This is a genomic window from Pseudomonas sp. Bc-h (genome assembly GCF_002080045.1).
Lineage (GTDB): Bacteria > Pseudomonadota > Gammaproteobacteria > Pseudomonadales > Pseudomonadaceae > Aquipseudomonas.
Genome location: NZ_MUIN01000001.1, coordinates 227,524 through 251,990, shown reverse-complemented (window position 1 = coordinate 251,990; position 24,467 = coordinate 227,524). Strand labels below are relative to the sequence as shown.

General features: G+C 60.8%; 18 protein-coding genes. 14 read left to right on the top strand and 4 right to left on the bottom strand.

The features are described 5' to 3' along the window. Positions 1 to 137: 137 nt before the first annotated feature. Complete coding sequence (gene msrA, locus BWR59_RS01115; protein ID WP_081563808.1) at positions 138 to 800, top strand: peptide-methionine (S)-S-oxide reductase MsrA; 663 nt, start codon at positions 138 to 140, stop codon at positions 798 to 800. 256 nt (positions 801 to 1,056) lie between these two features. Here the strand turns inward: msrA and rlmJ are convergent, their stop codons facing one another. Beyond that, positions 1,057 to 1,899 carry a 23S rRNA (adenine(2030)-N(6))-methyltransferase RlmJ gene (rlmJ, locus tag BWR59_RS01110; RefSeq protein ID WP_081563807.1) on the bottom strand — a complete coding sequence of 281 codons (843 nt, stop codon included), beginning with the start codon at positions 1,897 to 1,899 and terminating at the stop codon, positions 1,057 to 1,059. A gap of 332 nt (positions 1,900 to 2,231) precedes the next feature. On the opposite strand from rlmJ, the gene BWR59_RS01105 reads away from it, so the two are divergent. Further along, the gene (locus tag BWR59_RS01105; protein ID WP_081563806.1) at positions 2,232 to 2,498 is read left to right on the top strand and encodes a hypothetical protein; all 267 of its coding nucleotides are present in this window, start codon (positions 2,232 to 2,234) and stop codon (positions 2,496 to 2,498) included. 124 nt (positions 2,499 to 2,622) lie between these two features. Here BWR59_RS01105 and BWR59_RS01100 read toward each other — a convergent pair whose 3' ends face one another. Both BWR59_RS01100 and BWR59_RS01095 read right to left on the bottom strand, forming a co-directional pair. Continuing rightward, entirely contained in the window at positions 2,623 to 3,726 is a 1,104-nt protein-coding gene (locus BWR59_RS01100; RefSeq protein WP_081563805.1) for a GlxA family transcriptional regulator, read from the bottom strand. Between the two features lie 591 nt (positions 3,727 to 4,317). Next, positions 4,318 to 5,694: an L-serine ammonia-lyase gene (locus tag BWR59_RS01095; RefSeq protein WP_081563804.1), complete on the bottom strand. Its 1,377-nt coding sequence runs from the start codon at positions 5,692 to 5,694 to the stop codon at positions 4,318 to 4,320. Between the two features lie 477 nt (positions 5,695 to 6,171). On the opposite strand from BWR59_RS01095, the gene BWR59_RS01090 reads away from it, so the two are divergent. From BWR59_RS01090 to yccS, 12 genes are all read left to right on the top strand, one after another. Continuing rightward, positions 6,172 to 7,119: a choline ABC transporter substrate-binding protein gene (locus tag BWR59_RS01090; protein ID WP_081563803.1), complete on the top strand. Its 948-nt coding sequence runs from the start codon at positions 6,172 to 6,174 to the stop codon at positions 7,117 to 7,119. A 64-nt stretch (positions 7,120 to 7,183) separates the two neighbouring features. Continuing rightward, a complete protein-coding gene (choW, locus tag BWR59_RS01085; protein ID WP_178111204.1) occupies positions 7,184 to 8,032 on the top strand; it encodes a choline ABC transporter permease subunit in 849 nt (282 codons plus the stop codon). Continuing rightward, positions 8,029 to 9,210 carry a choline ABC transporter ATP-binding protein gene (gene choV / locus BWR59_RS01080; RefSeq protein ID WP_081563801.1) on the top strand — a complete coding sequence of 394 codons (1,182 nt, stop codon included), beginning with the start codon at positions 8,029 to 8,031 and terminating at the stop codon, positions 9,208 to 9,210. Before choW ends, choV begins: the two co-directional genes overlap by 4 nt. A 300-nt stretch (positions 9,211 to 9,510) precedes the next feature. Then, a complete protein-coding gene (gene betI / locus BWR59_RS01075; protein WP_081563800.1) occupies positions 9,511 to 10,104 on the top strand; it encodes a transcriptional regulator BetI in 594 nt (197 codons plus the stop codon). A 75-nt stretch (positions 10,105 to 10,179) separates the two neighbouring features. Then, positions 10,180 to 11,652, top strand: a complete 1,473-nt coding sequence (gene betB, locus BWR59_RS01070) for a betaine-aldehyde dehydrogenase (protein WP_081563799.1) — start codon at positions 10,180 to 10,182, stop codon at positions 11,650 to 11,652. A 139-nt stretch (positions 11,653 to 11,791) separates the two neighbouring features. Beyond that, positions 11,792 to 13,498 carry a choline dehydrogenase gene (betA, locus tag BWR59_RS01065; protein WP_081563798.1) on the top strand — a complete coding sequence of 569 codons (1,707 nt, stop codon included), beginning with the start codon at positions 11,792 to 11,794 and terminating at the stop codon, positions 13,496 to 13,498. A gap of 204 nt (positions 13,499 to 13,702) precedes the next feature. Then, positions 13,703 to 15,145: a TldD/PmbA family protein gene (locus tag BWR59_RS01060; RefSeq protein ID WP_081563797.1), complete on the top strand. Its 1,443-nt coding sequence runs from the start codon at positions 13,703 to 13,705 to the stop codon at positions 15,143 to 15,145. After that, positions 15,145 to 16,470 (top strand): metallopeptidase TldD-related protein, encoded by a 1,326-nt coding sequence (locus BWR59_RS01055; RefSeq protein ID WP_081563796.1) that lies wholly within the window; start codon positions 15,145 to 15,147, stop codon positions 16,468 to 16,470. Before BWR59_RS01060 ends, BWR59_RS01055 begins: the two co-directional genes overlap by 1 nt. Before the next feature lie 208 nt (positions 16,471 to 16,678). Next, the gene (gene mdtD / locus BWR59_RS01050; protein ID WP_081563795.1) at positions 16,679 to 18,121 is read left to right on the top strand and encodes a multidrug transporter subunit MdtD; all 1,443 of its coding nucleotides are present in this window, start codon (positions 16,679 to 16,681) and stop codon (positions 18,119 to 18,121) included. A gap of 242 nt (positions 18,122 to 18,363) precedes the next feature. Beyond that, on the top strand, positions 18,364 to 19,743 hold the full coding sequence (gene dbpA, locus BWR59_RS01045; protein WP_081563794.1) for an ATP-dependent RNA helicase DbpA: 1,380 nt from the start codon (positions 18,364 to 18,366) through the stop codon (positions 19,741 to 19,743). 154 nt (positions 19,744 to 19,897) lie between these two features. Continuing rightward, positions 19,898 to 21,076, top strand: coding sequence for an NAD(P)/FAD-dependent oxidoreductase (locus tag BWR59_RS01040; protein WP_081563793.1), 1,179 nt, complete (start codon positions 19,898 to 19,900; stop codon positions 21,074 to 21,076). 373 nt (positions 21,077 to 21,449) lie between these two features. Then, positions 21,450 to 23,657, top strand: a complete 2,208-nt coding sequence (yccS, locus tag BWR59_RS01035; protein WP_081563792.1) for a YccS family putative transporter — start codon at positions 21,450 to 21,452, stop codon at positions 23,655 to 23,657. On the opposite strand, the gene BWR59_RS01030 is transcribed toward yccS, so the two are convergent. Then, the gene (locus BWR59_RS01030; RefSeq protein WP_081563791.1) at positions 23,638 to 24,375 is read right to left on the bottom strand and encodes a transporter substrate-binding domain-containing protein; all 738 of its coding nucleotides are present in this window, start codon (positions 24,373 to 24,375) and stop codon (positions 23,638 to 23,640) included. The two genes, yccS and BWR59_RS01030, sit on opposite strands and share 20 nt — an antisense overlap. Positions 24,376 to 24,467 lie beyond the last annotated feature (92 nt).

Here is a 24,467-nt window from a genome sequence, read left to right as displayed (position 1 = left end):
GTTACCCCCCCTTCCCCGCCTGGATGTTGTACGGCACACTTGTCGCCTTTCATTTGCATCAGCCGATTCTGACCCCATATACGCCCATTACTGACAAACCCTGTCGGTTGTCCTGTCACCCAGAGAGGAACTGCCTCATGGTCTTGCGCTCGGAAATTCTTGTGAACAAAAACGAACTCCCTACCGCCCAGCAGGCTCTGCCAGGCCGTGAAACACCGATGGCCCTGCCAGAGGCTCACTTCGTCAACGGCAATCCGCTGCTGGGCCCGTTCTTTGAAGACGTGGAATTCGCCATTTTCGGCCTGGGTTGCTTCTGGGGCGCCGAACGTCGTTTCTGGCAACGTGATGGCGTTGTCAGCACAGTCGTCGGCTATGCGGGCGGCTTTACGCCAAACCCCACCTACGAAGAAGTGTGCTCCGGGCTGACCGGGCATAGTGAAGTGGTGCTGGTGGTATACGAGCCGGCGAAAGTCAGCTACGAAGAACTGCTGGCGATGTTCTGGGAATTGCACAACCCGACCCAAGGCATGCGTCAGGGCAACGATATTGGCACCCAGTACCGCTCGGTGATTTACGCGACCACGCCCGAGCAACTGGATGCCGCCAACGCCAGCGCCAAGGTGTTCCAGGCTGAACTGACCAAGGCAGGCCTGGGCGACATCACCACCGAAATCGACCAGGCGCCAACCGTGTACTTCGCCGAGGCGTATCACCAGCAGTACCTGGCGAAGAATCCACAGGGCTACTGCGGGATTGCCGGAACGGGCGTTTGCATGCCGCCGAGTTTGAATCAGGCTTGATCAAAGCAGCTTGGGGGGTTCAACGCCGAACAGAAATCAAACGTGGGAGGGAGCTTGCTCGCGAAAACGGTGGGTTAGTCGACATTGATACGTCTGACCTGGCCTCTTCGCGAGCAAGCTCCCTCCCACAAAGATCGTGTTCATCAACACAATCGGGATTTCATTCCCTCCTGTAGCCCGCCGGCTTGCCAGCGGTGGCGATTTCAAACACACCAACGCAGGCAAGCCGTGCTGCTACAGGTTATGCAGCGATCAATCAGGATTCGGCAATCAACCAATCCATCTTCCAGTCACCCTGGGTTTGCCCCAGCTTCTGCGCCAACCACGGCAGCAACTCGCGCAACTCTTCCTCAAGCCCCCAAGGCGGGTTGGCAATCGCCATGCCTGAGCCATTGAGGCTGTGCGGCGTGTCCAGTGGATGCACCAACAATTCCACGCGCAGCAACTTCGGCGCGCCGGTTTCGGCCAGTTCCTGATAGAAACGCTTGAGCGCGCGCTGATCCTTTACCGGATACCAGATGGCGGCGACGGTCTGGCGCATGCGGCTGACGGCCTCTTTAAGCGCCACCGAGCAGCGCTTCATCTCGTCCAGTTGCTCGAATGGCGGGTCGATCAGCATGACGGCGCGTTTTTCCTGCACCGGCAGCAGCGCGCGCGGCACGTGCCAGCCCTCGCCCAGATGCACGGCGACGCGGCGGTCGTATTTCATGTTGTCTTTAAGCAGGGCGCCGTCTTCGGGGTGTTTCTCGTTGAGCAGCACGCGGTCCTGTTCACGAGTCAGGCGACGGGCGAGCTCCGGGGACCCCGGGTAGTAACGCAACTCGCCGGTCTTGCGGTTCATGTGGCGAATCACGTCCATGTAGCCCGCCGCCATTGGAGGCACGTCGTCGGCATCCCACAGACGGCCGATGCCTTCGATCCACTCGCCGGTGCGCGTGGCCTGATCGCCCTGCAGGTCGTACAGACCGAGGCCCGCGTGGGTGTCGAGGTAGGCGAGCGGCTGCTCCTTGCGCGACATCAGCGCGATCAAGCGAGTCAGGACGATGTGTTTGAAGACGTCGGCGTGGTTGCCGGCGTGGTAGGCGTGACGGTAGTTCATGGCGGCTCCTGGAAGGCTGCGGAGTTTAGCAAAACAGCCGACCTTGCGCAGACCGCTCGTGCCACCGCTCGCCCGGATGCTCGAACGACAGGCAAAAAAAGCCCCGGTTAAGCCGTTACAAAACCGGGGTTGAGGGACTTGCGCTGACTAGAGGGTGACCAAACCGTGGTCAACGCAATGTTGAATGAGGCCATTATGCCGAACTAACTAAACGGTTACATAGCCAAAACCGACACGCTGTTGCGCATGCCAGACATTGCCGACGACAGGTATTGCCGAGCGTGCGGCGCGCTACCAGAATCGGCTCAACCCCAATAATAGGAGCGAGCGTCATGATGCATGCAGACCTTATCGACCAGGACGATCTTCTCGGCCAACTCAGATCGATCGGCTTTGAAATGCCCTCTGGTGCCACCGCCGAACAGGCGTGCGCCCAAGTGGTATGCGGCCTGAACGACGACCGCGCCCGTGCCCTGCGTCAGTTGGTAGAGAGAATGCTCAGCGGCAGCGCAACCATCCTGCCTGCGGTGCGTCAGGCGATCGATCAACAGTTGCTACCGGCGTTGGCGACTTACAAACAAGGCCGCGCACAGGCCTGACGCCTTACGCATTCCCCCTGTAGCAGTCCTGGTTGCCGGCGGTAGCGTTTTTGAAATCGCTACCGCCAGCAAGCCGGACTGCTACAGGAATGGCGAAGCTCGGCAGCGACGCCGGGCATCCCTTTTACAACCTCACACTCGCAAACGTCGACTCGTTGCGCGCCTGGCTCAAGGCCGAGAGCGGGCCGGAGAGTGGTGCCAGGACCATCGCCTGAGGAATCGGCATCATTGCCACTTGCTGTGCAGTGTTGGAACCTACGCGTTCGTCACGTGGCGGAATGCCGAAGTATTCGCGGTAGCACTTGGAGAAGTGCGGGGTGGAGACGAAGCCACAGACCGAGGCCACTTCGATGATCGACATCGGCGTTTGCTTCAATAGCTGACGCGCGCGGATCAGGCGCAGCTTGAGGTAATAACGCGACGGCGAGCAGTGCAGGTATTTCTGGAACAGCCTTTCCAGTTGTCGACGGGATACCGAAACGTAGACCGCCAGTTCGTCGAGGTCGATCGGCTCCTCGAGGTTGGCCTCCATCAGCGCGACGATTTCCTGCAGTTTCGGCTGATTGGTGCCAAGCATGTGCTTGAGCGGCACGCGCTGGTGGTCCTGCTCGTTGCGAATGCGCTCATAGACGAACATTTCCGAGATCGCGGCGGACAGTTCACGCCCGTGATCACGGCTGATCAGGTGTAGCATCATGTCCAGCGGCGCCGTGCCGCCGGAGCTGGTGAAACGGTTACGGTCGAGGGTGAACAGGCGTGTGCTCATGGCCACGCGCGGAAAGGCTTCCTGCATTGCGGCCAGACATTCCCAGTGCACGCTGCAATCGAAGCCATCGAGCAGACCGGCGCAGGCCAATGCCCAACTGCCAGTGCAGACCGCGCCGAGGCGACGGGACTGACGCGCCTGGCTCTGCAGCCAGCTCACGTGTTCGCGGGTAACGGTGCGCTGAATGCCGACACCGCCGCAGACGATCACGGTGTCCAGCACCGGCGCCTTGTGCATGGCCGCATCGGGGGTGATCTGCAGACCGTCACTGGCCCAGACCTGGCCGCCGTCGACGCTCAGGGTGGTCCAGCGATACAGCTCACGACCGGACAACTGGTTCGCCATGCGCAGTGGCTCAACCGCAGATGCGAGAGAGATCAGTGTGAAATTGTCCAGCAGCAGAAAGCCGATGGATTGAGGCGCACGGTTCTGGGGTTGGGCCCCGGAGTTGAACGTAGTCATCACGGTATCTCCTCACACGAAAAGCGGTTGATGGCCCCAGTTAGAGGCTCTTGTTGTTTGGCCCTCATCAGTGGAGGGCTTTGCTATTGCAACGCAAATGCCATGCCTAAAGTTGAATGCGCATTCAATAACTCTTGTTTGCGACGTCGCGATGCGTCTATTCGGTAGCGACATGGGTGTTCCGATAGCGACCTATCGATCGCTGGGCCACGGGAATGGCGGAGGGCGTGAGCAATTCGGTAGCACTTGTGTGCATCGCCGAGATTTATGGCATACGGGATGTCACCCCATGCACGGGTGACGGGCGGTGGGTCCGGTAACGCCTTTGTGGCATGGCTTTGCGCCACGCCCACACGGTTCGCGCGCCAAAAGGCAGCGGCAGGTTTGAGGCGTGATTCAAAAGCGAGCAGAGGCATCAAGCCAATGCGAACAACTCGCAAACCGTGGGAGACGCCGGAGGTCGCGACGGCAGCGAAAGCGGTCAGTCAGGTGAAGACCGGGGGCCTGCAAAACCGTGATCGCTGCCGTCGTGACCTCCGGCGTCTCCCACAGGTCCCCCGGCGGGACCATAGGGGCTTGAGCGCCCGCTAATTAACACTCAACCGCGCTGACCGCCAAGCCACCGCGGGATGTCTCTTTATATTTGTCATGCATGTCGGCGCCGGTGTCGCGCATGGTGCGTATCACTCGATCCAGCGAGATGAAGTGAGTGCCGTCGCCACGCAGGGCCATCTGTGCGGCGTTGATAGCTTTCACCGCAGCAATCGCATTGCGCTCGATGCACGGCACTTGAACCAGACCGCCGACGGGATCGCAGGTCAGGCCCAGATTGTGTTCAAGACCGATCTCTGCTGCGTTGCACAATTGCTCGGGGGTTGCGCCCAGAATGTCCGCCAGCCCTGCCGCCGCCATGGCGCACGCGGAACCGACTTCCCCCTGGCAGCCGACTTCAGCGCCAGAGATCGAGGCGTTCTTTTTACAGAGAATGCCGATCGATGCCGCACCCAGGAAATAATCCACCACATTCGCTTCGCTGACTTCGTCGCTGAATTTGACGAAATAATGCAGCACCGCCGGAATGATCCCCGCCGCGCCGTTGGTGGGTGCCGTGACCATGCGCCCACCCGCGGCGTTCTCTTCGTTGACCGCCAGAGCGAACAGGTTGACCCACTCCATCGCGCTCAACGTCGAACCAATCACGTTCGGTTTGTTGAGCTCCTGAAGGCTACGGTGCAAGCGCGCTGCACGCCGGCGCACATTCAAACCGCCCGGCAAAATACCTTCATGTTTGAGGCCATGCTCCACGCAGTCCTGCATGGCGCGCCAGAGGCGCATCAGGCCGGAGCGAATCTCCTCTTCGCTGCGCCAGACCTTTTCGTTGGCCATCATCAGCTCAGAAACGCGCAGGCCGTGCTTTTGGCACAGCATCAACAGCTCGTCGGCACTGGAAAAGTCGTAGGGCAAAACGGTGTTGTCCATGTCCAGGACGCCACTGGACGCCTGCGCCTCATCCACGACAAAACCACCCCCCACCGAATAGTAAGTATCGCGGTGCAGCTCGCCGTCGGCATCGAAAGCGATCAGGGTCATGGCATTGGGATGAAACGGCAGGTTTTCTTCGATCAGCAACATGTCCCGTTGCCAGACGAAGGAGATCGGACGATCACCGTTGAGTCGAAGCGTGTCGGTTTCACGCAGTTCGGCAATGTGACGACCGATCTGCGTGGGGTCGATTGCATCCGGCCACTCGCCCATCAGGCCCATGATCACGGCGTTGTCACTGCCGTGGCCGACACCGGTCGCCGACAACGAGCCATATAGACGCACTTCGATACGGTTTACCTGGCCCAACTGGTCGCGCTCACGCATGCCCTGAACGAATAATGCGGCTGCTCGCATCGGTCCCACGGTGTGCGAACTGGAAGGGCCGATACCGATCTTGAACAAGTCGAACACACTGATAGCCATTGACCGCAAACCTCCGAAAACAGGGCTTCCGGCGCGCCGAGCGGCCGGCGACGAAACTGCTACGCTCAAAGCTGCAATCCGTCGAGATGGCGGCATCATCAGCCTTTTATCTCGGAGGGCGGCGTCTCACACCGACCCACTCTTGTCCACAAACGTCGCGGCTACTCCCCAGCGCGCAGGAGCCTCCCCCAAAAGAACAAACGCCACTGTTTTCGACACTTTTTGCCGCACTTGCACTCGAAAACCTCTCGGCGAGCGGGGAAAAAATCTGGAAGCGACGTTACTGACACTGGATACGACCCCCTCTGTACTGGTTACGACGCCCCCTGTAGGCGTTTGTTTTTCCCTGTTACATGATCAATGTCGACTCAATCGCCAGACGCAGTGATAGAGCTGTTTTCCCACTTGACTCGCCGACACCAAAAAACGCGTCAGCTTTGCCTGATGACGAGAAGAAAACACCTAAGGAGTCCAACCATGAAAGGTTCACAAAAGCTGTTGCTGGGCGTTGTGCTGAGTCTGCCCATGCTGGCCCAGGCTGCAGAGCCTGCGGCCTGTCAGACGGTCAATTTTTCCGATGTAGGCTGGACCGATATCACTGCAACGACCGCCACCACCAGCGTTGTCCTCCAGTCGCTGGGCTACAAGACCAAAACCACTATGATTTCCGTACCGGTGACTTACAAGTCGCTGGCCGATGGCAAGAACATGGACGTGTTCCTCGGCAACTGGATGCCGACCATGGAAAACGACATCAAGGCCTACCGCGACGCCGGCACCGTTGACGTGGTGCGCACCAACCTCACTGGCGCCAAATACACCCTGGCCGTACCGCAAGCGCTGTACGACAAAGGCCTGCACGATTTCGCCGACATCGCCAAATTCAAGAAAGAACTCGACGGCAAGATCTACGGCATCGAGCCGGGCAACGACGGCAACCGCCTGATCCAGAGCATGATCGACAAAGACGCCTTCGGCCTGAAAACGGCGGGGTTCAAGATGGTCGAGTCAAGCGAGGCAGGCATGCTCTCCCAGGTCGACCGCGCCTCCAAGCGTGACACCGCCGTGGTGTTTCTCGGCTGGGCACCGCATCCAATGAACAAGCGCTTCAAGATCCAGTACCTGACCGGCGGCGACGACTTCTTCGGCCCCGATTTCGGCGCTGCGACCGTTGCGACCAACACCCGCAAGGGCTACGTCTCCGAATGCAGCAACGTCGGTCAACTGCTGAAAAACCTGCAGTTCACGGTCGACATGGAAAGCGAACTGATGGGCAACATCCTGGACGACAAGATGAAGCCTGAAGCAGCAGCCAAGGCATGGCTGAAGAAGAACCCTCAAGTACTCGACACCTGGCTGGCGGGTGTCACCACAGTGGACGGTAAACCTGGCCTGGAAGCCGCAAAAGCCGAGCTGACGAAGTAACTCGACACGCAGGCGGGTTCGCCCGCCTGTTGTCCTCTTTTCATCCCGCACGCGGACAATCGATATCATGCTGACTGATCATAAAATCCCCCTAGGCCAGTACATTGCAGGCTTTGTGGACTGGCTGACCCAACACGGCGCCAGCACCTTCGACGCCATCGCCTCGTCACTGGAAGCCATGATCCACGGACTGACCGGCGGTCTGACCTGGTTCAATCCTTTTGTCCTGATCGGCCTGATTGCTCTGCTGGCTCATTACATTCAGCGCAAATGGGGCCTGACCGCTTTCGTCGTGATCTCCTTTCTGCTGATCCTGAACCTGGGTTACTGGCAGGAAACCATGGAGACGCTGGCCCAGGTGCTGTTCGCCACCCTGGTGTGTGTCGTCATCGGCGTGCCGCTGGGCATCGTTGCCGCGCACAAGCCGATGTTTTACACCTGCATGCGTCCCGTCCTCGACCTGATGCAGACCGTGCCTACTTTCGTTTACCTGATTCCGACCCTGACCCTCTTCGGGCTGGGCGTGGTGCCGGGTCTGATTTCGACGGTGGTGTTCGCGATTGCCGCACCCATCCGACTGACCTATCTGGGCATCTGCGATGTCCCGCAAGAACTGCTCGACGCCGGCAAGGCCTTCGGCTGTTCCCGTCGTCAACTGCTGTCCCGAATCGAACTGCCCCACGCCATGCCAAGCATCGCGGCCGGTATCACCCAGTGCATCATGCTGTCGCTGTCGATGGTGGTGATTGCAGCGCTGGTTGGCGCCGACGGCCTGGGCAAACCTGTGGTCAATGCACTGAACACTGCTGATATCGCACTGGGCTTCGAAGCAGGCCTGGCGATCGTATTGCTGGCGATCATGCTCGACCGTATCTGCAAACAACCCGACGCTAAAGTGAGGGCCGACGCATGAGCATCATCAAATTCGACCAGGTAGACGTCGTCTTCTCCAAAGACCCGCGTGAGGCTCTCAAGCTGCTGGATCAGGGCCTCGCGCGGCCAGAAATCCTCAAGAAAACCGGCCAGATCGTTGGCGTTGAAAAAGCCAGCCTGGAAATCAACAAAGGTGAAATCTGCGTACTGATGGGCTTGTCCGGTTCGGGCAAGTCCAGCCTGCTGCGCTGCATCAATGGCCTGAACACCGTGAGCCGTGGCTCGTTGTTCGTCGAGCACGAAGGCAAGCAGATCAACATCGCCAACTGCACACCAGCAGAGCTGAAGATGATGCGCACCAAGCGCATCGCCATGGTGTTCCAGAAGTTCGCATTGATGCCCTGGCTGACCGTTCGCGAGAACATCAGCTTCGGCCTGGAAATGCAGGGTCGTCCTGAAAAGGAACGTCGCCAACTGGTCGACGAGAAACTCGAGCTGGTGGGCCTGACCCAGTGGCGCAACAAGAAGCCCGACGAACTCTCCGGCGGTATGCAGCAACGTGTTGGCCTGGCCCGCGCACTGGCGATGGACGCCGACATTCTGCTGATGGACGAACCTTTTTCCGCACTTGACCCGCTGATCCGTCAGGGCCTGCAGGATGAGTTGCTGGCGTTGCAGAAGAAACTGAGCAAGACCATCGTCTTCGTGAGCCACGACCTGGACGAAGCCCTCAAGCTGGGCACCCGGATCGCGATCATGAAAGACGGCCGGATCATTCAGTACAGCGTGCCGGAAGAGATCGTCTTGAACCCTGCGGACGAATACGTGCGTACCTTCGTCGCCCACACCAACCCGCTGAACGTGCTCTGCGGCCGCAGCCTGATGCGCCCGATCACCGACTGCACGCGCATCAACGGCTCCCAGGTGTGCCTGGATCCGGGCGACGATTCGTGGATCGACCTGGCTGACGGTAACCAGATCACAGGCCTGCGCCAGCACGGCGCCGCGGTTGATATGCAAAGCTGGGAGCCTGGCCAGTCGGTCGAAAACCTCGGTCGCCGTCCAACCGTCGTGCATTCGGATATCGGCATGCGTGAAGCACTGCAGATCCGCTATCACACCGGCAACAAGCTGGTGCTGCAAGAGAACAACAAACTGGTCGGTATCCTGGGTGACAGCGAGCTGTACCACGCGTTGCTCGGCAAGAATCACGGTTGATCGCGACACACGCTTAACGCAATACCTGTAGCAGATCTGATCTGATAGTTTCCACGCTCCGCGTGGGAATGCATCTCGGGACGCTCCGCGTCCAACGGTATGACGCGGAGCGTCAGGGGCGGCATTCCCACGCAGAGCGTGGGGAACGATCAGCATAGGATCCGGCCTCGCAGAAGTTGCCGTTTACAGCCTTTGCGCACGCCCATCTTTTTTTGTTGATTGAACGTTCAATTAAAAAGCAATAGACTGTAGGCCGTTTTCAGTCATTCACGATCACTCGGCGAGCCAAGGAGACTCAAGATGCCCAAGGTCGGTATGCAACCCATTCGTCGTCAACAGCTGATCCAGGCCACCCTCACTGCGGTCGATCAGGTCGGAATGGGCGACGCCAGCATCGCGCTCATCGCCAAACTGGCGGGAGTCTCCAACGGCATCATCAGTCACTACTTTCAGGACAAGAACGGCCTGATCGCAGCGACCATGCGCCACCTGATGAATGCACTGATCATCAACGTCGCCGAGCGCCGTCAGGCACTGACCGACGACAGCCCAAGGGCGCACCTGAAAGTGATCATCGAGGGCAACTTCGATGCCAGTCAGGTCAACGGCCCGGCGATGAAAACCTGGCTGGCCTTCTGGGCCACCAGCATGCATTCGCCGGCACTGCACCGGTTACAGCGGATCAACGATCACCGCCTGTATTCGAACCTGTGCTGCCAGTTCCGCCGCGTGCTGACTCTGGACGACGCACGCACCGCTGCCCGCGGCCTGGCCGCATTGATCGATGGCTTGTGGCTGCGCGGCGCGCTTTCCGGCGACGCCTTCGATACCGAACAGGCGCAACAGATCGCCTTTGAATACATGGATCTACAACTGGCAAAAGCGGTGAGCTGAAGCAGCCGCCGCACCGATCACGGTCGCGCTCAGCGCGCACGATCAACGCCATTCACCGACTACCGCGAGGACTCTATGGCCCGTTTCGAATTGCAAAAACTCTACATTGACGGTGGTTACGTCGACGCCAGCAGCGACGCGACCTTCGAAGCCATCAACCCGGCCAATGGCGAAGTCCTGGCCAAGGTTCAGCGGGCCAGTCAGGCAGACGTCGAACGTGCTGTAGCCAGCGCTGAAAAGGGCCAGAAGATCTGGGCCGCAATGACCGCCATGGAACGCTCCCGCGTGCTGCGCCGTGCCGTCGACATCCTGCGTGAGCGCAACGATGAGTTGGCCGCACTGGAAACCCTGGACACCGGCAAATCGATCTCTGAAACCAGATACGTCGACATCGTCACAGGTGCCGATGTGCTCGAGTACTACGCAGGTCTGGTCCCGGCCATCGAAGGCGAGCAGATTCCGCTGCGCACGTCCTCCTTCGTTTACACCCGCCGTGAGCCACTGGGTGTGACCGTGGGTATTGGCGCCTGGAACTACCCGATCCAGATCGCTCTGTGGAAATCAGCGCCTGCGCTGGCTGCGGGCAACGCGATGATTTTCAAGCCAAGCGAAGTCACCTCGCTGACCACGCTAAAACTCGCTGAAATCTACACCGAAGCCGGCCTCCCGGATGGCGTGTTCAACGTGCTGACCGGCAGTGGCCGCGAAGTCGGCACCTGGCTGACCGAGCACCCGCGCATCGAGAAAGTCTCGTTCACCGGCGGCACCGACACCGGCAAGAAAGTCATGGCCAGCGCCTCGAGTTCTTCGCTCAAGGAAGTGACCATGGAACTGGGCGGCAAGTCGCCGCTGATCATCTTCGACGATGCCGATCTGGATCGCGCCGCCGACATTGCGATGATGGCCAACTTCTACAGCTCCGGTCAGGTCTGCACCAATGGCACCCGCGTGTTCGTGCCAAGCGCATTGAAAGCGGCGTTCGAGGCCAAGATCCTCGAGCGCATCAAACGCATTCGCGTCGGCAACCCGGAAGACGACAACACCAACTTCGGCCCGCTGGTGAGCTTCGCTCACATGGAAAGCGTGTTGGGCTACATCGCCAAGGGCAAGGAAGAAGGCGCGCGTCTGTTGATCGGCGGTGATCGCCTGACCGACGGCGAACTCGCCAAGGGCGCATTCGTGGCGCCAACGGTGTTCACCGACTGCACCGACGAGATGACCATCGTCAAAGAAGAAATCTTCGGCCCGGTGATGAGCATTCTCAGCTACGAGTCCGAAGATGAAGTGATCCGCCGTGCCAACGACACCGAGTTCGGTCTGGCCGCCGGTATCGTCACTCGCGACATCAACCGCGCCCATCGCGTGATCCATCAACTGGAAGCCGGTATCTGCTGGATCAACGCCTGGGGCGAGTCCGACGCAAAAATGCCGGTAGGTGGCTACAAGCAATCGGGCGTAGGTCGTGAGAACGGCATCAGCTCGCTGGCGCAGTACACGCGGATCAAATCGGTACAGGTCGAGCTGGGCGATTACGCGTCGGTGTTCTGAGAGCAGCGTCTAGTTACAAGCGGCAAGCTTCAAGAAACAGCAGATCCTGCTTGCCGCTCCACACATTCATTCGCAAGCTCGGCTTCGCTGCTTTTTCTGGCAGCTTGAGGCTTGGGGCTTGCCGCTTTACGGAGCCCTTATGAACACCTCCGAATACGATTACATCATCATCGGCGCAGGCTCGGCGGGTAATACCCTGGCAGCCCGTCTCACCGAAGACGCGGGCGTCACTGTCCTGTTGCTCGAAGCTGGCGGCCCGGATTACCGCGCCGACTTCCGCACGCAAATGCCTGCCGCGCTGGCTTTCCCGCTGCAAGGCCGCCGCTACAACTGGGCCTACGAAACCGATCCAGAGCCGCACATGGACAACCGCCGGATGGAGTGCGGTCGCGGCAAGGGCCTGGGCGGTTCGTCGCTGATCAACGGCATGTGCTACATCCGTGGCAACGCCATGGACTATGACGGCTGGGCAAAGCTGCCCGGTCTGGAAGACTGGAGCTATCTGGATTGCCTGCCGTACTTCCGCAAGGCAGAGACCCGCGACATCGGCCCCAACGATTACCACGGCGGCGAAGGCCCGGTCAGCGTGACTACGCCCAAGGCCGGTAACAACCCGCTGTTCCACGCAATGGTCGAGGCGGGTGTGCAAGCGGGCTATCCGCGGACCGAAGACCTCAATGGTTATCAACAGGAAGGCTTCGGCCCGATGGACCGCACGGTCACGCCCAATGGCCGTCGCGCCAGCACAGCGCGGGGCTATCTGGATGAAGCCAAGAAGCGCTCGACCCTGACCATCGTCACCCACGCGTTGACCGATCGCATCCTGTTCGACGGCAAGCGCGCTGTCGGCGTGGCGTACATGGTCGGCGACAGCGACACCCGCATCGAAGCCCGTGCGCGCAAAGAAGTCTTGCTGTGCAGCGGCGCGATCGCCTCGCCGCAGATCCTGCAGCGCTCCGGCGTGGGCCCTGCCCCGCTGTTGAAAAAACTCGAAATTCCAGTGGTCCATGACCTGCCCGGCGTTGGCGAAAACCTTCAGGACCACCTTGAGATGTACCTGCAGTACGCCTGCAAGGAGCCGGTCTCGCTCTACCCTTCCCTGCTCTGGTGGAACCAGCCGGCCATCGGTGCCGAATGGATGTTCCTGGGCAAGGGCATCGGCGCCAGCAACCAGTTCGAAGCCGGTGGTTTCATTCGCTCCCGCGAGGAGTTCGAATGGCCGAACATTCAGTACCACTTCCTGCCGGTGGCGATTAACTACAACGGCAGTAACGGCGTGAAAGAGCATGGCTTCCAGGCGCACGTCGGCTCCATGCGCTCGCCCAGCCGTGGTCGTGTACAGCTGAAGTCGAAGAACCCGCGCGAGTACCCGAGCATCCTCTTCAACTACATGTCCACCGAGCAGGACTGGCAGGAGTTTCGCGACGGCATCCGCCTGACCCGCGAGATCATGCAGCAGCCTGCACTGGACCAGTACCGTGGCCGAGAAATCAGCCCCGGGCTCGACGTGCAGACCGACGAGCAACTCGACCAGTTCGTGCGCGAACACGCCGAGACAGCGTTCCATCCATCGTGCTCGTGCAAGATGGGCACCGACGAAATGGCGGTGGTCGACCACGAAGGACGCGTGCACGGCCTGCAAAGCCTGCGTGTGGTCGATGCTTCGATCATGCCGATCATCACCACCGGTAACCTCAACGCGCCGACGATCATGATGGCCGAGAAGATCGCCGACAGAATCCGTGGACGTTCGCCACTGCCACGTAGCACTGCCAAGTATTTCGTGGCAGGTGATGCACCGGTGCGCGGCAAGCCCATGCGTGAAGTGGGCACAACGGCGCGGTGAGCCTAAGCCACTTCCACAGGCCATGGCGCGGCCTGTGGGAGTGGATTGCTCACGAATGCATTCCGCCTGAGGCTCATTCGCGATTAGGGCTCCGCATTCGAGGACGGCACAGGCGCGCATCAACTTCTTAACTCCCCGCCGAACCGCTCAAGCGCGCTATGATTCGGACCGTTGCCCGTCCGAATCGCCAAGGAGCCTTCCTGCATGTTCGACTTCTCCGCTCAACTCAAGCAGCGGTTCGCAGCCCTGCAGAGCAGCGCGCAGTTTTTCTCCCTGCGTTACGTCAAGCAAATCAGCCAACACCTGTCGGTGCGCAAGAACGTTGCCGAACCGCCGCAGCTGAGCACCGATGAAGGCGCGATGCTGACCGTGCGCATCAATGGCGTCGAAGCCTACGCTGCCACCAACGACCTCTCGCAAAGGGGTTTGCAGGCCGCTCTTGAACAGGCCGAAGCCCAGGCCAGGATGCTCGCCCCGCATGCCCTCCTCGACTTGCGCGACCACGCCGTGGCCACCAGCCGCGCCGATTACCTGTCGCCCAACCTGACGAGCGCATTCCCCTCCCTGAGCGACTGCTACGCACTGCTCGGCAGCGAATCCGCCTCGGTGCCCAAGGACGAGCGCCTGGTCAACTGGCAAGTCAGCCTGGGCCTGGAAAACGTCGAGCAGATCTACCTGAACAACGCCGGCGCCGAGATTCGTCAGGCTCAGCGCTTCGTCTTCCCGGGTCTGAGCGTGACCGCGTATGACGGGCAAGGCAGCCAGACCCGTAGCCTGGGCCGCGACAACTTCGGCCAACAGGGCGGCGCGGAAGTCATTACGTCCTGCGGTATCATCGGCGCTGCGGCCAACGTCGCCGATCAGGCGCTGCAACTGATCATGGCGCCCAACACGCCCACCGGCCCGCGAGACCTGCTGCTGACGCCAGACCAGATGATCCTGCAGATCCACGAATCCATCGGTCACCCGCTGGAACTGGACCGCATTCTCGGCGACGAACGAAATTACGCGGGCACCAGCTTCGTCAAGACCAGCGACTTCGGCAGCCTGCAATACGGCTCGAACCTGCTCAACGTGACCTTCGACCCGGATATTCCCGAGCAACTGGCCAGTTACGCTTTCGACGACGACGGCACCCAGGCCAGCAAGCAGTTCCTGATCCGCAACGGGGTGCTCGAACGGCCGCTGGGCGGCGCGCTGTCGCAGTACCGCTCGGGCATGGAAGGCGTGGCCAACAGTCGCGCATGCAGCTGGAATCGTGCACCCATCGACCGCATGGCCAACCTCAACATCGAACCCGGCGACAAATCGATGGAGCAACTGATCGGCGGCATCGAGCACGGCATCCTGATGAGCACCAACCGCTCCTGGTCCATCGACGACGCACGCAACAAATTCCAGTTTGGCTGCGAGTGGGGTCAGTTGATCGAGAACGGCGAACTCAAAGGCGTGGTGAAGAACCCGAACTATCGGGCGATTTCCGCCCAGTTCTGGCGCAACCTCAGCGCGGTCGGCGACGCCAGCACCTTCAAGGTTCTGGGTACGCCGAACTGCGGCAAGGGCGAACCCAATCAGGTAGTGCGCGTGGGCCATGCTTCGCCCGCCTGCGTATTCGCAAACGTCGATGTTTTCGGAGGTGACGCCTGATGTCCCATCAAGCCCAATTCAAGGCTCTGGCCGACTGGCTGCACGGCGCTGTCACGCGTCAGGAACGCTTCACCCTCGGCTACAACGCCGAGGCCTCTGACTTCATTCGCTTCAACCACGCCAAGGTGCGTCAGGCCGGTCATGTTCAGCAGGCCAGCGTGTATTTCAAACTGATCGAAGATCGCCGCCACGCCGACCTCAACCTGACGCTTTGCGGTGATGAAGCCGTGGATCGTCAGCGCCTGGCCGAAGCGCTGCATCAGTTGCGCGAAACCCTGACACTGCTGCCGGAAGACCCCTATCTGTTGCTCAACGACGACGCCTGGCATAGCAGTAATGTTCAGGATGTGCCGCTGCCCGACAGCGCTCACGTCGTCGAGCAGATCGCGCAACTGGGCGAAGGGCTGGATCTGGTCGGCATCTACGCGGCCGGGCCGATCTATCGCGGCTTCGCCAGTTCCAATGGCGCCCTGGGCTGGCATCAGGCGAACAGCTTCAACTTCGACTTCAGCCTGTTCCACGAAAACGGGCAGGCGGTAAAAGCCAATTACGCCGGGCACGAATGGAGCGATGAGGCGTTCGCCAAACGCTTCGCCCTGGCCCGTGAGCAACTGACCTTTCTTGGCCAGCCGTCGCACAAACTGACGCCCGGGCAATACCGCGCTTATCTGGCGCCTGCCGCGCTTGAGGAGGTGATCGGCATGCTGTGCTGGGGCGGGTTCTCCGCGCAATCGCTGGAGGACAAGACCAGTCCCCTGCAACACCTGTATGACGGTCAGGCGACGTTGAGTCCGTTGGTGAACCTGAACGAGCAGGTCACAGGGTCCCTGTCGCCAGCGTTCTCTGGTGAGGGCTACCCGCGCTCGGACCTGTCACTGGTGGTCGAGGGCGCCGCGCAGGATCGCCTGATCGATTCGCGCAGCGCCGCCGAATACGGCCTCGCAGCCAACGGCGCTGGCTGGGGCGAATCCCCGAGCGCACTCGCCATGAACGGCGGCTCACTGGCGCTGGACGACGTGCTCAACGAGCTGGGCACCGGCCTGTACATCAGCAATCTGTGGTACCTGAACTTCTCCGACCGCACTGCGGGGCGCATCACCGGCATGACGCGGTTTGCGACCTTCTGGGTCGAGGACGGCAAGATCAAGGCGCCGGTCAGCACCATGCGTTTCGACGACAGCGTGTTCAGTTTGCTGGGCGCCGCGCTGGAACAATTGACCACCGAAAGGGAACTCATCCTCTCGGCGAGCACCTACAGTCAACGTCAGACAGCGTCGAACCTGCTGCCGGGGGCGTTGCTGAACAGGTTGACGTTGACGTTGTAACGAAGCGGTCTGGCTGAGCCGCGCGGTCAGGCAGCCGAACCAATACTGTGGGAGGGAACTTGCTCGCGAAGGCTGATTCTCGGACGCTGAATTTTTGTCGACTGTACCGGCCCTTTCGCGAGCAAGCTTCCTCCCACAGAGACCGTGTCTGCCCCATACGACGCTGAAGCGACCGCATTCCAAAAACCATAAGGACCCAAGACTTCACATGCCGACCTCGACGCCGCAACTGGACGCCAGAACCCTGCGCTGGATGCCTTGGGTCATCGCCATCGCCTTTTTCATGCAGAGCCTGGACGGCACGATCCTCAACACCGCGTTGCCATCCATGGCCCGTTCGCTGTCCGAAGACCCGCTGCGCATGCAGTCGGTGATCATTGCCTACATGCTGACCATCGCCCTCCTGATTCCGGCCTCGGGCTGGATTTCGGACCGCTTTGGCATCAAGCGCATTTTCTTCAGCGCCATCCTGTTGTTCAGCTTCGGCTCGCTGCTGTGCGCCGCCGCCAATTCCCTTGGCATGCTGGTCGCGGCCCGCGTGGTCCAGGGTCTGGGGGGCGCATTGATGATGCCCGTCGGCAGGCTGATCGTGCTTCGCGCCTACCCGCGGACCGAGCTGGTGCGCATTCTCAGTTTCATCACCATGCCCGCCCTGCTCGGGCCGCTCATGGGCCCGACGGTCGGTGGCTGGCTGGTGGAGTACCTGAGCTGGCACTGGATCTTCCTGATCAATATCCCGGTAGGGATTCTCGGCTGTTTCGCCGTGCGCAAGTTCATTCCCGACCTGCAAGGCGGCGGGCGCACGCGTTTCGATCTGGTGGGTTTCGCGCTGTTTGGTGCGTCGATGGTGCTGATCACTATCGCGCTGGAAGGCCTGGGCGAACTGCATCTGCCGCATCTGCGCGTGGTGATGCTGCTGTTCGGCGGCATGGCCTGTCTGGCGGCGTATTGGTTGCGCGCCGGGCATGTGGAAGCGCCGCTGTTTTCCGCCTCCCTGTTCCGGACCCGCAGTTTTGCGGTCGGCATCATGGGCAATCTGTTCGCTCGTCTGGGCAGCGGCGCCCTGCCGTTTCTAGTGCCGCTGATGCTGCAGGTGGCGCTGGGGTATTCGCCGTCTCACGCCGGGATGAGCATGATCCCGCTGGCGCTGGCGGCGATGTTCGCCAAACCCCTGGCGACCCGCGCCATCGAGCGTCTGGGTTACCGGATCGTGCTAACGGGCAACACGCTGCTGTTGGGGATTCTGCTGGCGAGCATGTCGCTGGTGGGCGCCGACACGCCTTACTGGATGTTGCTGATTCATCTGGCGTTGCTGGGCGGGGTGAACTCGCTGCAATTCTCGGCGATGAATGCCGTGACCCTGATCGACCTGGACGACGCCAGCGCGGCGAGCGGCAACAGCTTGCTGTCGGTGGTCGCGCAGCTGTCGTTGAGCCTTGGTGTTGCCTGCGCGGCAGCGCTGCTGGGTGGCTTCACCGATGATGTCTCGACCGGGGAAGTCAGCAGTGTGCTCGGCGCGTTCCAGCTGACGTTCCTGTGTGTCGGGGTGCTGGCGATGCTGGCGGCGTCGATCTTCCTGCAACTCTCGCCCCGCATGCCGCCAGAGAACCCGCCGCGCAAACCGCAGACCGAGCCTGAGATCGAGGCTTGATACACGCCACACGGGGACCACAACTCCTGTGGCAGGGAGCTTGCTCGCGAAGACGTCATCACCCTCAACACTTCAGGTGACTGACACTCCGCTTTCGCGAGCAAGCTCTTTCCCACAACGAAAGCGGCGGATCCACAGACCGCGTCCGTGTCCAGATACCCACACCATTTATCGCCCGCAGCCCCAAGGCAGGGCCTGCGACCTGATACACTGCGCGACATTTTGTTTTGCAGGCCACCCTTGTGACTAACACCGCGTTCAACTCACTGCCCCTTTCCGCCGCCATGCTGGCTAACCTGGAGTCCCTTGGTTATGCCGAGATGACGCCGATTCAGGCGCAGAGCCTGCCGGTGATTCTCAAGGGCATGGACCTGATCGCCCAGGCCAAGACCGGCTCCGGCAAGACCGCCGCTTTTGGTATCGGCCTGCTCAACCCGGTCAATCCGCGCTACTTCGGCTGTCAGGCTCTGGTGCTGTGCCCGACCCGTGAGTTGGCCGACCAGGTCGCCAAGGAAATTCGTCGCCTGGCCCGCGCCGAAGACAACATCAAGGTGCTGACCCTGTGCGGCGGCGTGTCCTTCGGCCCACAGATCGGCTCGCTGGAGCACGGCGCGCACATCATCGTCGGCACCCCGGGGCGCATCCAGCAGCACTTGCGCAAGGGCTCCCTGGTGCTGGACGGCCTGAACACCCTGATCCTCGACGAAGCCGACCGCATGCTCGACATGGGTTTCTACGACGCCATCGCCGACATCATCGAGCAGACTCCCGAGCGTCGCCAGACCCTGCTGTTCTCGGCCACCTATCCGGTCGGCATCAAGCAACTGGCCTCCAAATTCATGCGCGACCCGCAGACCGTGAAGGTCGAAGCGTTGCACGCCGACAGCCAGATCGAGCAGATCTTCTACGAAATCTCACCCGAGCAGCGTCTCGAAGCCGTGGTGAAAGTCCTCGACCATTTCCGTCCGCAGTCCTGTGTGGCGTTTTGCTTCACCAAGCAGCAGGTTCAGGAAGTGGTCGATCACCTGACCGCCAAAGGCATGTCGGCTGTCGGCCTGCATGGCGATCTGGAACAGCGTGACCGCGATCAGGTGCTGGCGATGTTCGCCAACCGCAGCACCTCGGTGCTGGTCGCGACCGACGTGGCCGCACGCGGTCTGGATATCGACGCGCTCGACATGGTGATCAACGTCGAGCTGGCGCGCGATTCGGAAATCCACATTCACCGTGTCGGCCGTACCGGTCGTGCGGGCGAGACCGGCATCGCGGTTAGTCTCGTCGCGCCAGGTGAAAGCCAGCGTGCCCGCGCTGTCGAAGAATTGCAGAAAGCGCCGCTGAACTGGCAGCAGTACGACCAGCTGACGCGCAAGGAAGGCGGCAAGCTGCTGCCTCCGATGACAACCCTGTGCATCGGTTCTGGCCGCAAGGACAAACTGCGCCCTGGCGACATTCTCGGCGCGCTGACTGGCGAAGCCGGGGTTCCTGGCACTCAGGTCGGCAAGATTGCGATCTTCGACTTCCAGGCCTACGTGGCCGTGGAACGCAGCATCGCCAAACAGGCGCTGGAGCGCCTGAACAATGGCAAGATCAAGGGCAAGTCGTTGCGGGTCCGGATTTTGTAAGCACCCGCTATCCGTTGATCATTCCCATGCTCCGCGTGGGAATGCCGTGCGGGACTCCGCGTCCCTGCGACGCGGAGCGTCGCAATATGCGTTACCACGAGCGTGGGAACGATCAGGCCTTCTGACACACCACAGACACCCCGAGGACACCGCTTTGCCCGTTACTGACGTTGTGATCATCGGCGCCGGCGCCGCCGGTTTGATGTGTGCATTCACCGCCGCCCATCGTGGCCGCAGGGTGATGCTGATCGACCATGCGAACAAGCCGGGCAAGAAAATCCTCATGTCGGGTGGCGGGCGCTGCAACTTCACCAACATGTACACCGAGCCCGCCAACTTCCTCTCGCAGAACCCACACTTCTGCAAATCGGCGCTGGCCCGCTACACCCAGTGGGATTTCATCGCGCTGGTGGGCAAACACGGCGTGCCTTACCACGAGAAAAAGCTCGGCCAGCTGTTCTGCGACAACAAGTCCAGCGACATCCTCGGCATGCTGCTCAGCGAATGCGATGACGCAGGCGTGAGTCTGCACATGGACACCTCGGTGCAGACCATCGAGAAGACCGAAAGCGGCTATCTGCTGCAGACCACTCTGGGCAATATCAGCTGCGAATCACTGGTGATCGCCACCGGCGGCCTGTCGATTCCAACCCTCGGTGCCACCGGTTTCGGTTATCAGGTCGGCAAGCAGTTCGGTCATACCCTGTTGCCCACCCGCGCAGGCCTGGTGCCGTTCACCATCACCGATCAGTTGAAAGAACTCTGCACCGAGCTGACCGGCACCTCGGTGGACTGCCTGGTGAGCTGCAACGACACCAGCTTTCGCGAGAACATCCTGTTCACCCACCGGGGCCTGAGCGGCCCGGCGATCCTGCAGATTTCCTCGTTCTGGAATCCGGGTGACGCAGTCGAAATCAACCTGATGCCCGATCACGACGCCCACAGCTGGCTGACCGAGCAACAGGCCGAACGCCCCAATAGCGAACTGAAGACCCTGCTTGGCGAAATCTTCACCAAGAAGATGGCCACCCTGATCGCCGAGCAATGGTTCGTCTCCAAACCGATGAAGCAGTACACCCACGCCGAGCTGGCCGAGATCGCCGAAAAACTGGCGAGCTGGCAGGTGGTTCCAGCGGGCACCGAAGGCTATCGCACAGCCGAGGTGACGTTGGGTGGAATCGATACGCGAGAAGTGTCGTCCAAGACGATGGAGTCGCTGAAGTCGCCGAAGCTGTACTTCATCGGCGAAGTGCTGGATGTCAGCGGGCATTTGGGTGGCTTCAACTTCCAGTGGGCCTGGGCCTCGGCGTACGCGGCGGCGCAGTACGTCTGAAGCGTTTCGCAACCGAGTCTGCGCCGCTGACAAATACGCTGTCTCTGTAGGAGCAACCCGAGGCACAAGCGTCGCGATGGGGCTGGTGTATTCAATAAATCTCCGGCAGCCGAACCACCGCATTCGCCACCGTCGTAACCTCCGGCAGCTCCCACAGGTTATGTGTTGGCGATGCATCCCCGGCAACTCGCGATTTCTGTTGAAGCAACCCGAGGCACGAGGGTCGCGATGGGGCCGGTTAGTCCAGCACACATCCGGCGACAGATTGACGCGGTCTTCGCGGAATAAATTTTGCTTCGCGGATGTACAGCGTGCATCGGGCGCTGTACATATCCTTCTGCAGAATCAATCGCGAACAAGGCCGTCAGCGTTCATGGCATCGAAATCGTTGCGTAATACCTTCCGCCGCCTGTGGGCGCTGGACAAGTTTTCCTACAGTGTGCGGGTATTCATCGCGCTGACCGGCAGCATGGCGCTGTGCTGGTATCAAAACGAGATGTCGCTGGTGATCCCGCTGTTCCTCGGGATTATCGCCAGCGCCCTGTCCGAAACCGACGACAGCTGGCAAGGCCGCCTCAACGCCCTGGCTGTGACACTGGTGTGTTTCAGCATTGCAGCGCTGTCGGTTGAGCTGCTCTTTCCCTACCCCGTTGTGTTCATCTGCGCTTTTGCATTGGCGGCGTTCTGCCTGACCATGCTCGGCGCTTTGGGCGAGCGCTACGGCGCCATTGCCTACGCAACGCTGATTCTCTCGGTCTACACCATGATCGGCGTGGACCAGCGCGGCGGCGAAGTGACAGACTTCTGGCACGAGCCGATGCTGCTGGTGGCGGGCGCAGCGTGGTACGGCCTGCTGTCGGTAGTGTGGCAGATGCTATTTTCCAACCAGCCAGTGCAACAGGCACTGGCGCGACTGTTCCGCGAGCTGGGCCTGTACCTGAAGCTGAAATCCGAGCTGTTCGAGCCGATCCGCACGCTGGACGTCGAAGCCCGTCGTCTGGAACTCGCCAAGCAAAACGGCAAAGTCGTCGCAGCGCTCAATGTGACCAAGGAAATCATCCTCAACCGTGTTGGCAGTGGTCGTCCAGGCTCGAAGGTCAGTCGCTACCTGAAGCTGTACTTCCTCGCCCAGGACATTCACGAACGGGCCAGTTCCTCCCACTACCCGTACAACTCGCTGGCAGAGGCGTTTTTTCACAGTGACGTGTTGTTCCGCTGCCAGCGCCTGCTGCGCCAGCAGGGCAATGCCTGTCGGGATTTGTCAGTGTCGATCCAACTGCGCCAGCCGTTCATCTACGACGACAGCTTCGCCCATGCGCTGGAAGACTTGCGCGCATCCCTGGAGCACCTGCGCATTCAGAGCAATCCGGCCTGGCGCGGCCTGCTGCGCTCGCTGCGCGCACTGGCGAACAACCTGGCGACGCTGGACCGCCTGCTGAGCGATGCGAGCAACCCTGACGCGCTGGCGGATGCCACCGACAGCAGCCTGCTGGATCGCTCGCCACGCAACTTCAAGGACGTCTGGACACGCTTGCGCCTGCAACTGACGCCTACCTCACTGCTGTTCCGCCACGCTCTGCGCCTGCCGCTGGCGCTGGTCATCGGCTACATCACGCTGCACCTGATTCACCCGTCGCAAGGCTACTGGATCATCCTGACCACGGTTTTCGTCTGTCAGCCGAGTTATGGCGCAACCCGGCGCAAGCTCGGTCAGCGGATCATCGGCACGGCCATTGGCCTCACGGCAGGCTGGATTCTGTTCGATCTGATCACCACGCCCGTTCTGCAATCGATGTGCGCGGTTCTGGCTGGGGTGGTGTTCTTCGTCAACCGCACCACGCGCTACACGCTGTCGACAGCGGCGATCACGGTGATGATCCTGTTCTGCTTCAATCAGGTCGGCAACGGTTACGGGCTGTTCTTGCCGCGTCTGATGGACACCCTGATCGGCAGTCTGATCGCCGGGCTTGCGGTGTTCCTGTTCCTGCCGGACTGGCAGGGCCGTCGCCTGAACAAGGTGCTGGCCAATACCCTATCGTGCAACAGCATTTACCTGCGCCAGATCATGCAGCAATACGCCAAGGGCAAGAGCGACGACCTGGCTTATCGCCTGGCCCGACGCAACGCTCACAACGCCGATGCGGCGCTGTCGACCACGCTGGCCAACATGCTCATGGAGCCAGGGCACTTTCGCAAAGAGGCCGATGTGGGCTTTCGCTTTCTGGTGCTGTCGCACACGCTGCTCAGCTACCTCTCCGGCCTGGGCGCCCACCGGGAAACCCAGCTGCCTGACGAGGTACGCGAGCAGTTGATCGAAGGCGCAGGGGCCAATCTCGCGGCGAGTATCGATGAAATCGCCCAAAGCCTCGCAATGCGCGAGCCGGTTGCGGTACAGAGTGATGCCGAGGAAGCGCTGGCGGCCGATCTGGAACAGATGCCGGAGGAGATTGACGAAGGCCAGCGTCTGGTACAAACCCAACTGGCGCTGATCTGCCGTCAGCTCGGCCCATTGAGAACGCTCGCCGCGCACTTGATCAAGGCGCCGAAAAAAGAATCCGACGTTACAGACCGTGCAGCTTGAACAGCTGCTCGTAGGTGCCATCGGCCTTCATGGCAGCAATGGCCTTGTCGAAGTCTGCAACGATTCTGGCGTGATCAGGATTCTTCAGGCTGACGAGGATATGCAGGCTATTCTCGCTCAGTGACTTGGGCAGGAACTCGACATTCTCACGCACTTCGTCCGACTCCCGGCTGAGGGCAAAACGCGCGGCGTATTCGTCCTCGACAGTCAACTCAACCCTGCCCGCGGCAAGCATGCGCGCTGCCGTGGAGAAGCTTGCCACCAGCACTTTTTTCAATTCCGTGTCCGCGTCGAACTCCGGGGAGTAGGCGTAGCTACGCACGACTGCAATCGAATACGGGTGCAGTTGCGGCAGATTCTGATAGTCGATGGTCGAGGACTTGCGTTTGAGAAACCGCAGACGGTTGATCAGGTACTCTCCGGAGAACTGACCGATGCGCGTGCGATCTTCGCTGTACCAGGCGTTGATCAGGATGTCGTAGCGCCCCTCGCCCACGCCGTGGATTGCCCGGGCCCATGGCACCTGCTCGTATTCAGTGGTGTAACCGGCGCGGCCGAGGGCTGTGCGAATCAAATCGATGGAAAGCCCACCATTGAGCAGCGAGACGTCTGCATATGGAGCCCATGCATCGCCCGCCAGACGCAGCTTCTGCGCCCACGCATCGTGCGCGCTCAGCAGCATTCCAAGCAGAACCATGGCTCGAAGCAAACGCGACATGCTCAAGATCCTTAGGCGAACAAACAGCCCGTTATTGTTCAGCGTCGGCGACGCGACACGATGACATCCCTGGTTCGAGCATACGACGGGCC

Excerpts from the sequence above, each read along its gene's own strand:
- msrA (WP_081563808.1), top strand. The coding sequence starts at position 138 with ATGGTCTTGCGCTCGGAAATTCTTGTGAACAAAAACGAACTCCCTACC.
- rlmJ (WP_081563807.1), bottom strand. The coding sequence starts at position 1,899 with ATGAACTACCGTCACGCCTACCACGCCGGCAACCACGCCGACGTCTTC.
- BWR59_RS01105 (WP_081563806.1), top strand. The coding sequence starts at position 2,232 with ATGATGCATGCAGACCTTATCGACCAGGACGATCTTCTCGGCCAACTC.
- BWR59_RS01100 (WP_081563805.1), bottom strand. The coding sequence starts at position 3,726 with ATGACTACGTTCAACTCCGGGGCCCAACCCCAGAACCGTGCGCCTCAA.
- BWR59_RS01095 (WP_081563804.1), bottom strand. The coding sequence starts at position 5,694 with ATGGCTATCAGTGTGTTCGACTTGTTCAAGATCGGTATCGGCCCTTCC.
- BWR59_RS01090 (WP_081563803.1), top strand. The coding sequence starts at position 6,172 with ATGAAAGGTTCACAAAAGCTGTTGCTGGGCGTTGTGCTGAGTCTGCCC.
- choV (WP_081563801.1), top strand. The coding sequence starts at position 8,029 with ATGAGCATCATCAAATTCGACCAGGTAGACGTCGTCTTCTCCAAAGAC.
- betI (WP_081563800.1), top strand. The coding sequence starts at position 9,511 with ATGCCCAAGGTCGGTATGCAACCCATTCGTCGTCAACAGCTGATCCAG.
- betB (WP_081563799.1), top strand. The coding sequence starts at position 10,180 with ATGGCCCGTTTCGAATTGCAAAAACTCTACATTGACGGTGGTTACGTC.
- betA (WP_081563798.1), top strand. The coding sequence starts at position 11,792 with ATGAACACCTCCGAATACGATTACATCATCATCGGCGCAGGCTCGGCG.
- BWR59_RS01060 (WP_081563797.1), top strand. The coding sequence starts at position 13,703 with ATGTTCGACTTCTCCGCTCAACTCAAGCAGCGGTTCGCAGCCCTGCAG.
- BWR59_RS01055 (WP_081563796.1), top strand. The coding sequence starts at position 15,145 with ATGTCCCATCAAGCCCAATTCAAGGCTCTGGCCGACTGGCTGCACGGC.
- mdtD (WP_081563795.1), top strand. The coding sequence starts at position 16,679 with ATGCCGACCTCGACGCCGCAACTGGACGCCAGAACCCTGCGCTGGATG.
- yccS (WP_081563792.1), top strand. The coding sequence starts at position 21,450 with ATGGCATCGAAATCGTTGCGTAATACCTTCCGCCGCCTGTGGGCGCTG.
- BWR59_RS01030 (WP_081563791.1), bottom strand. The coding sequence starts at position 24,375 with ATGTCGCGTTTGCTTCGAGCCATGGTTCTGCTTGGAATGCTGCTGAGC.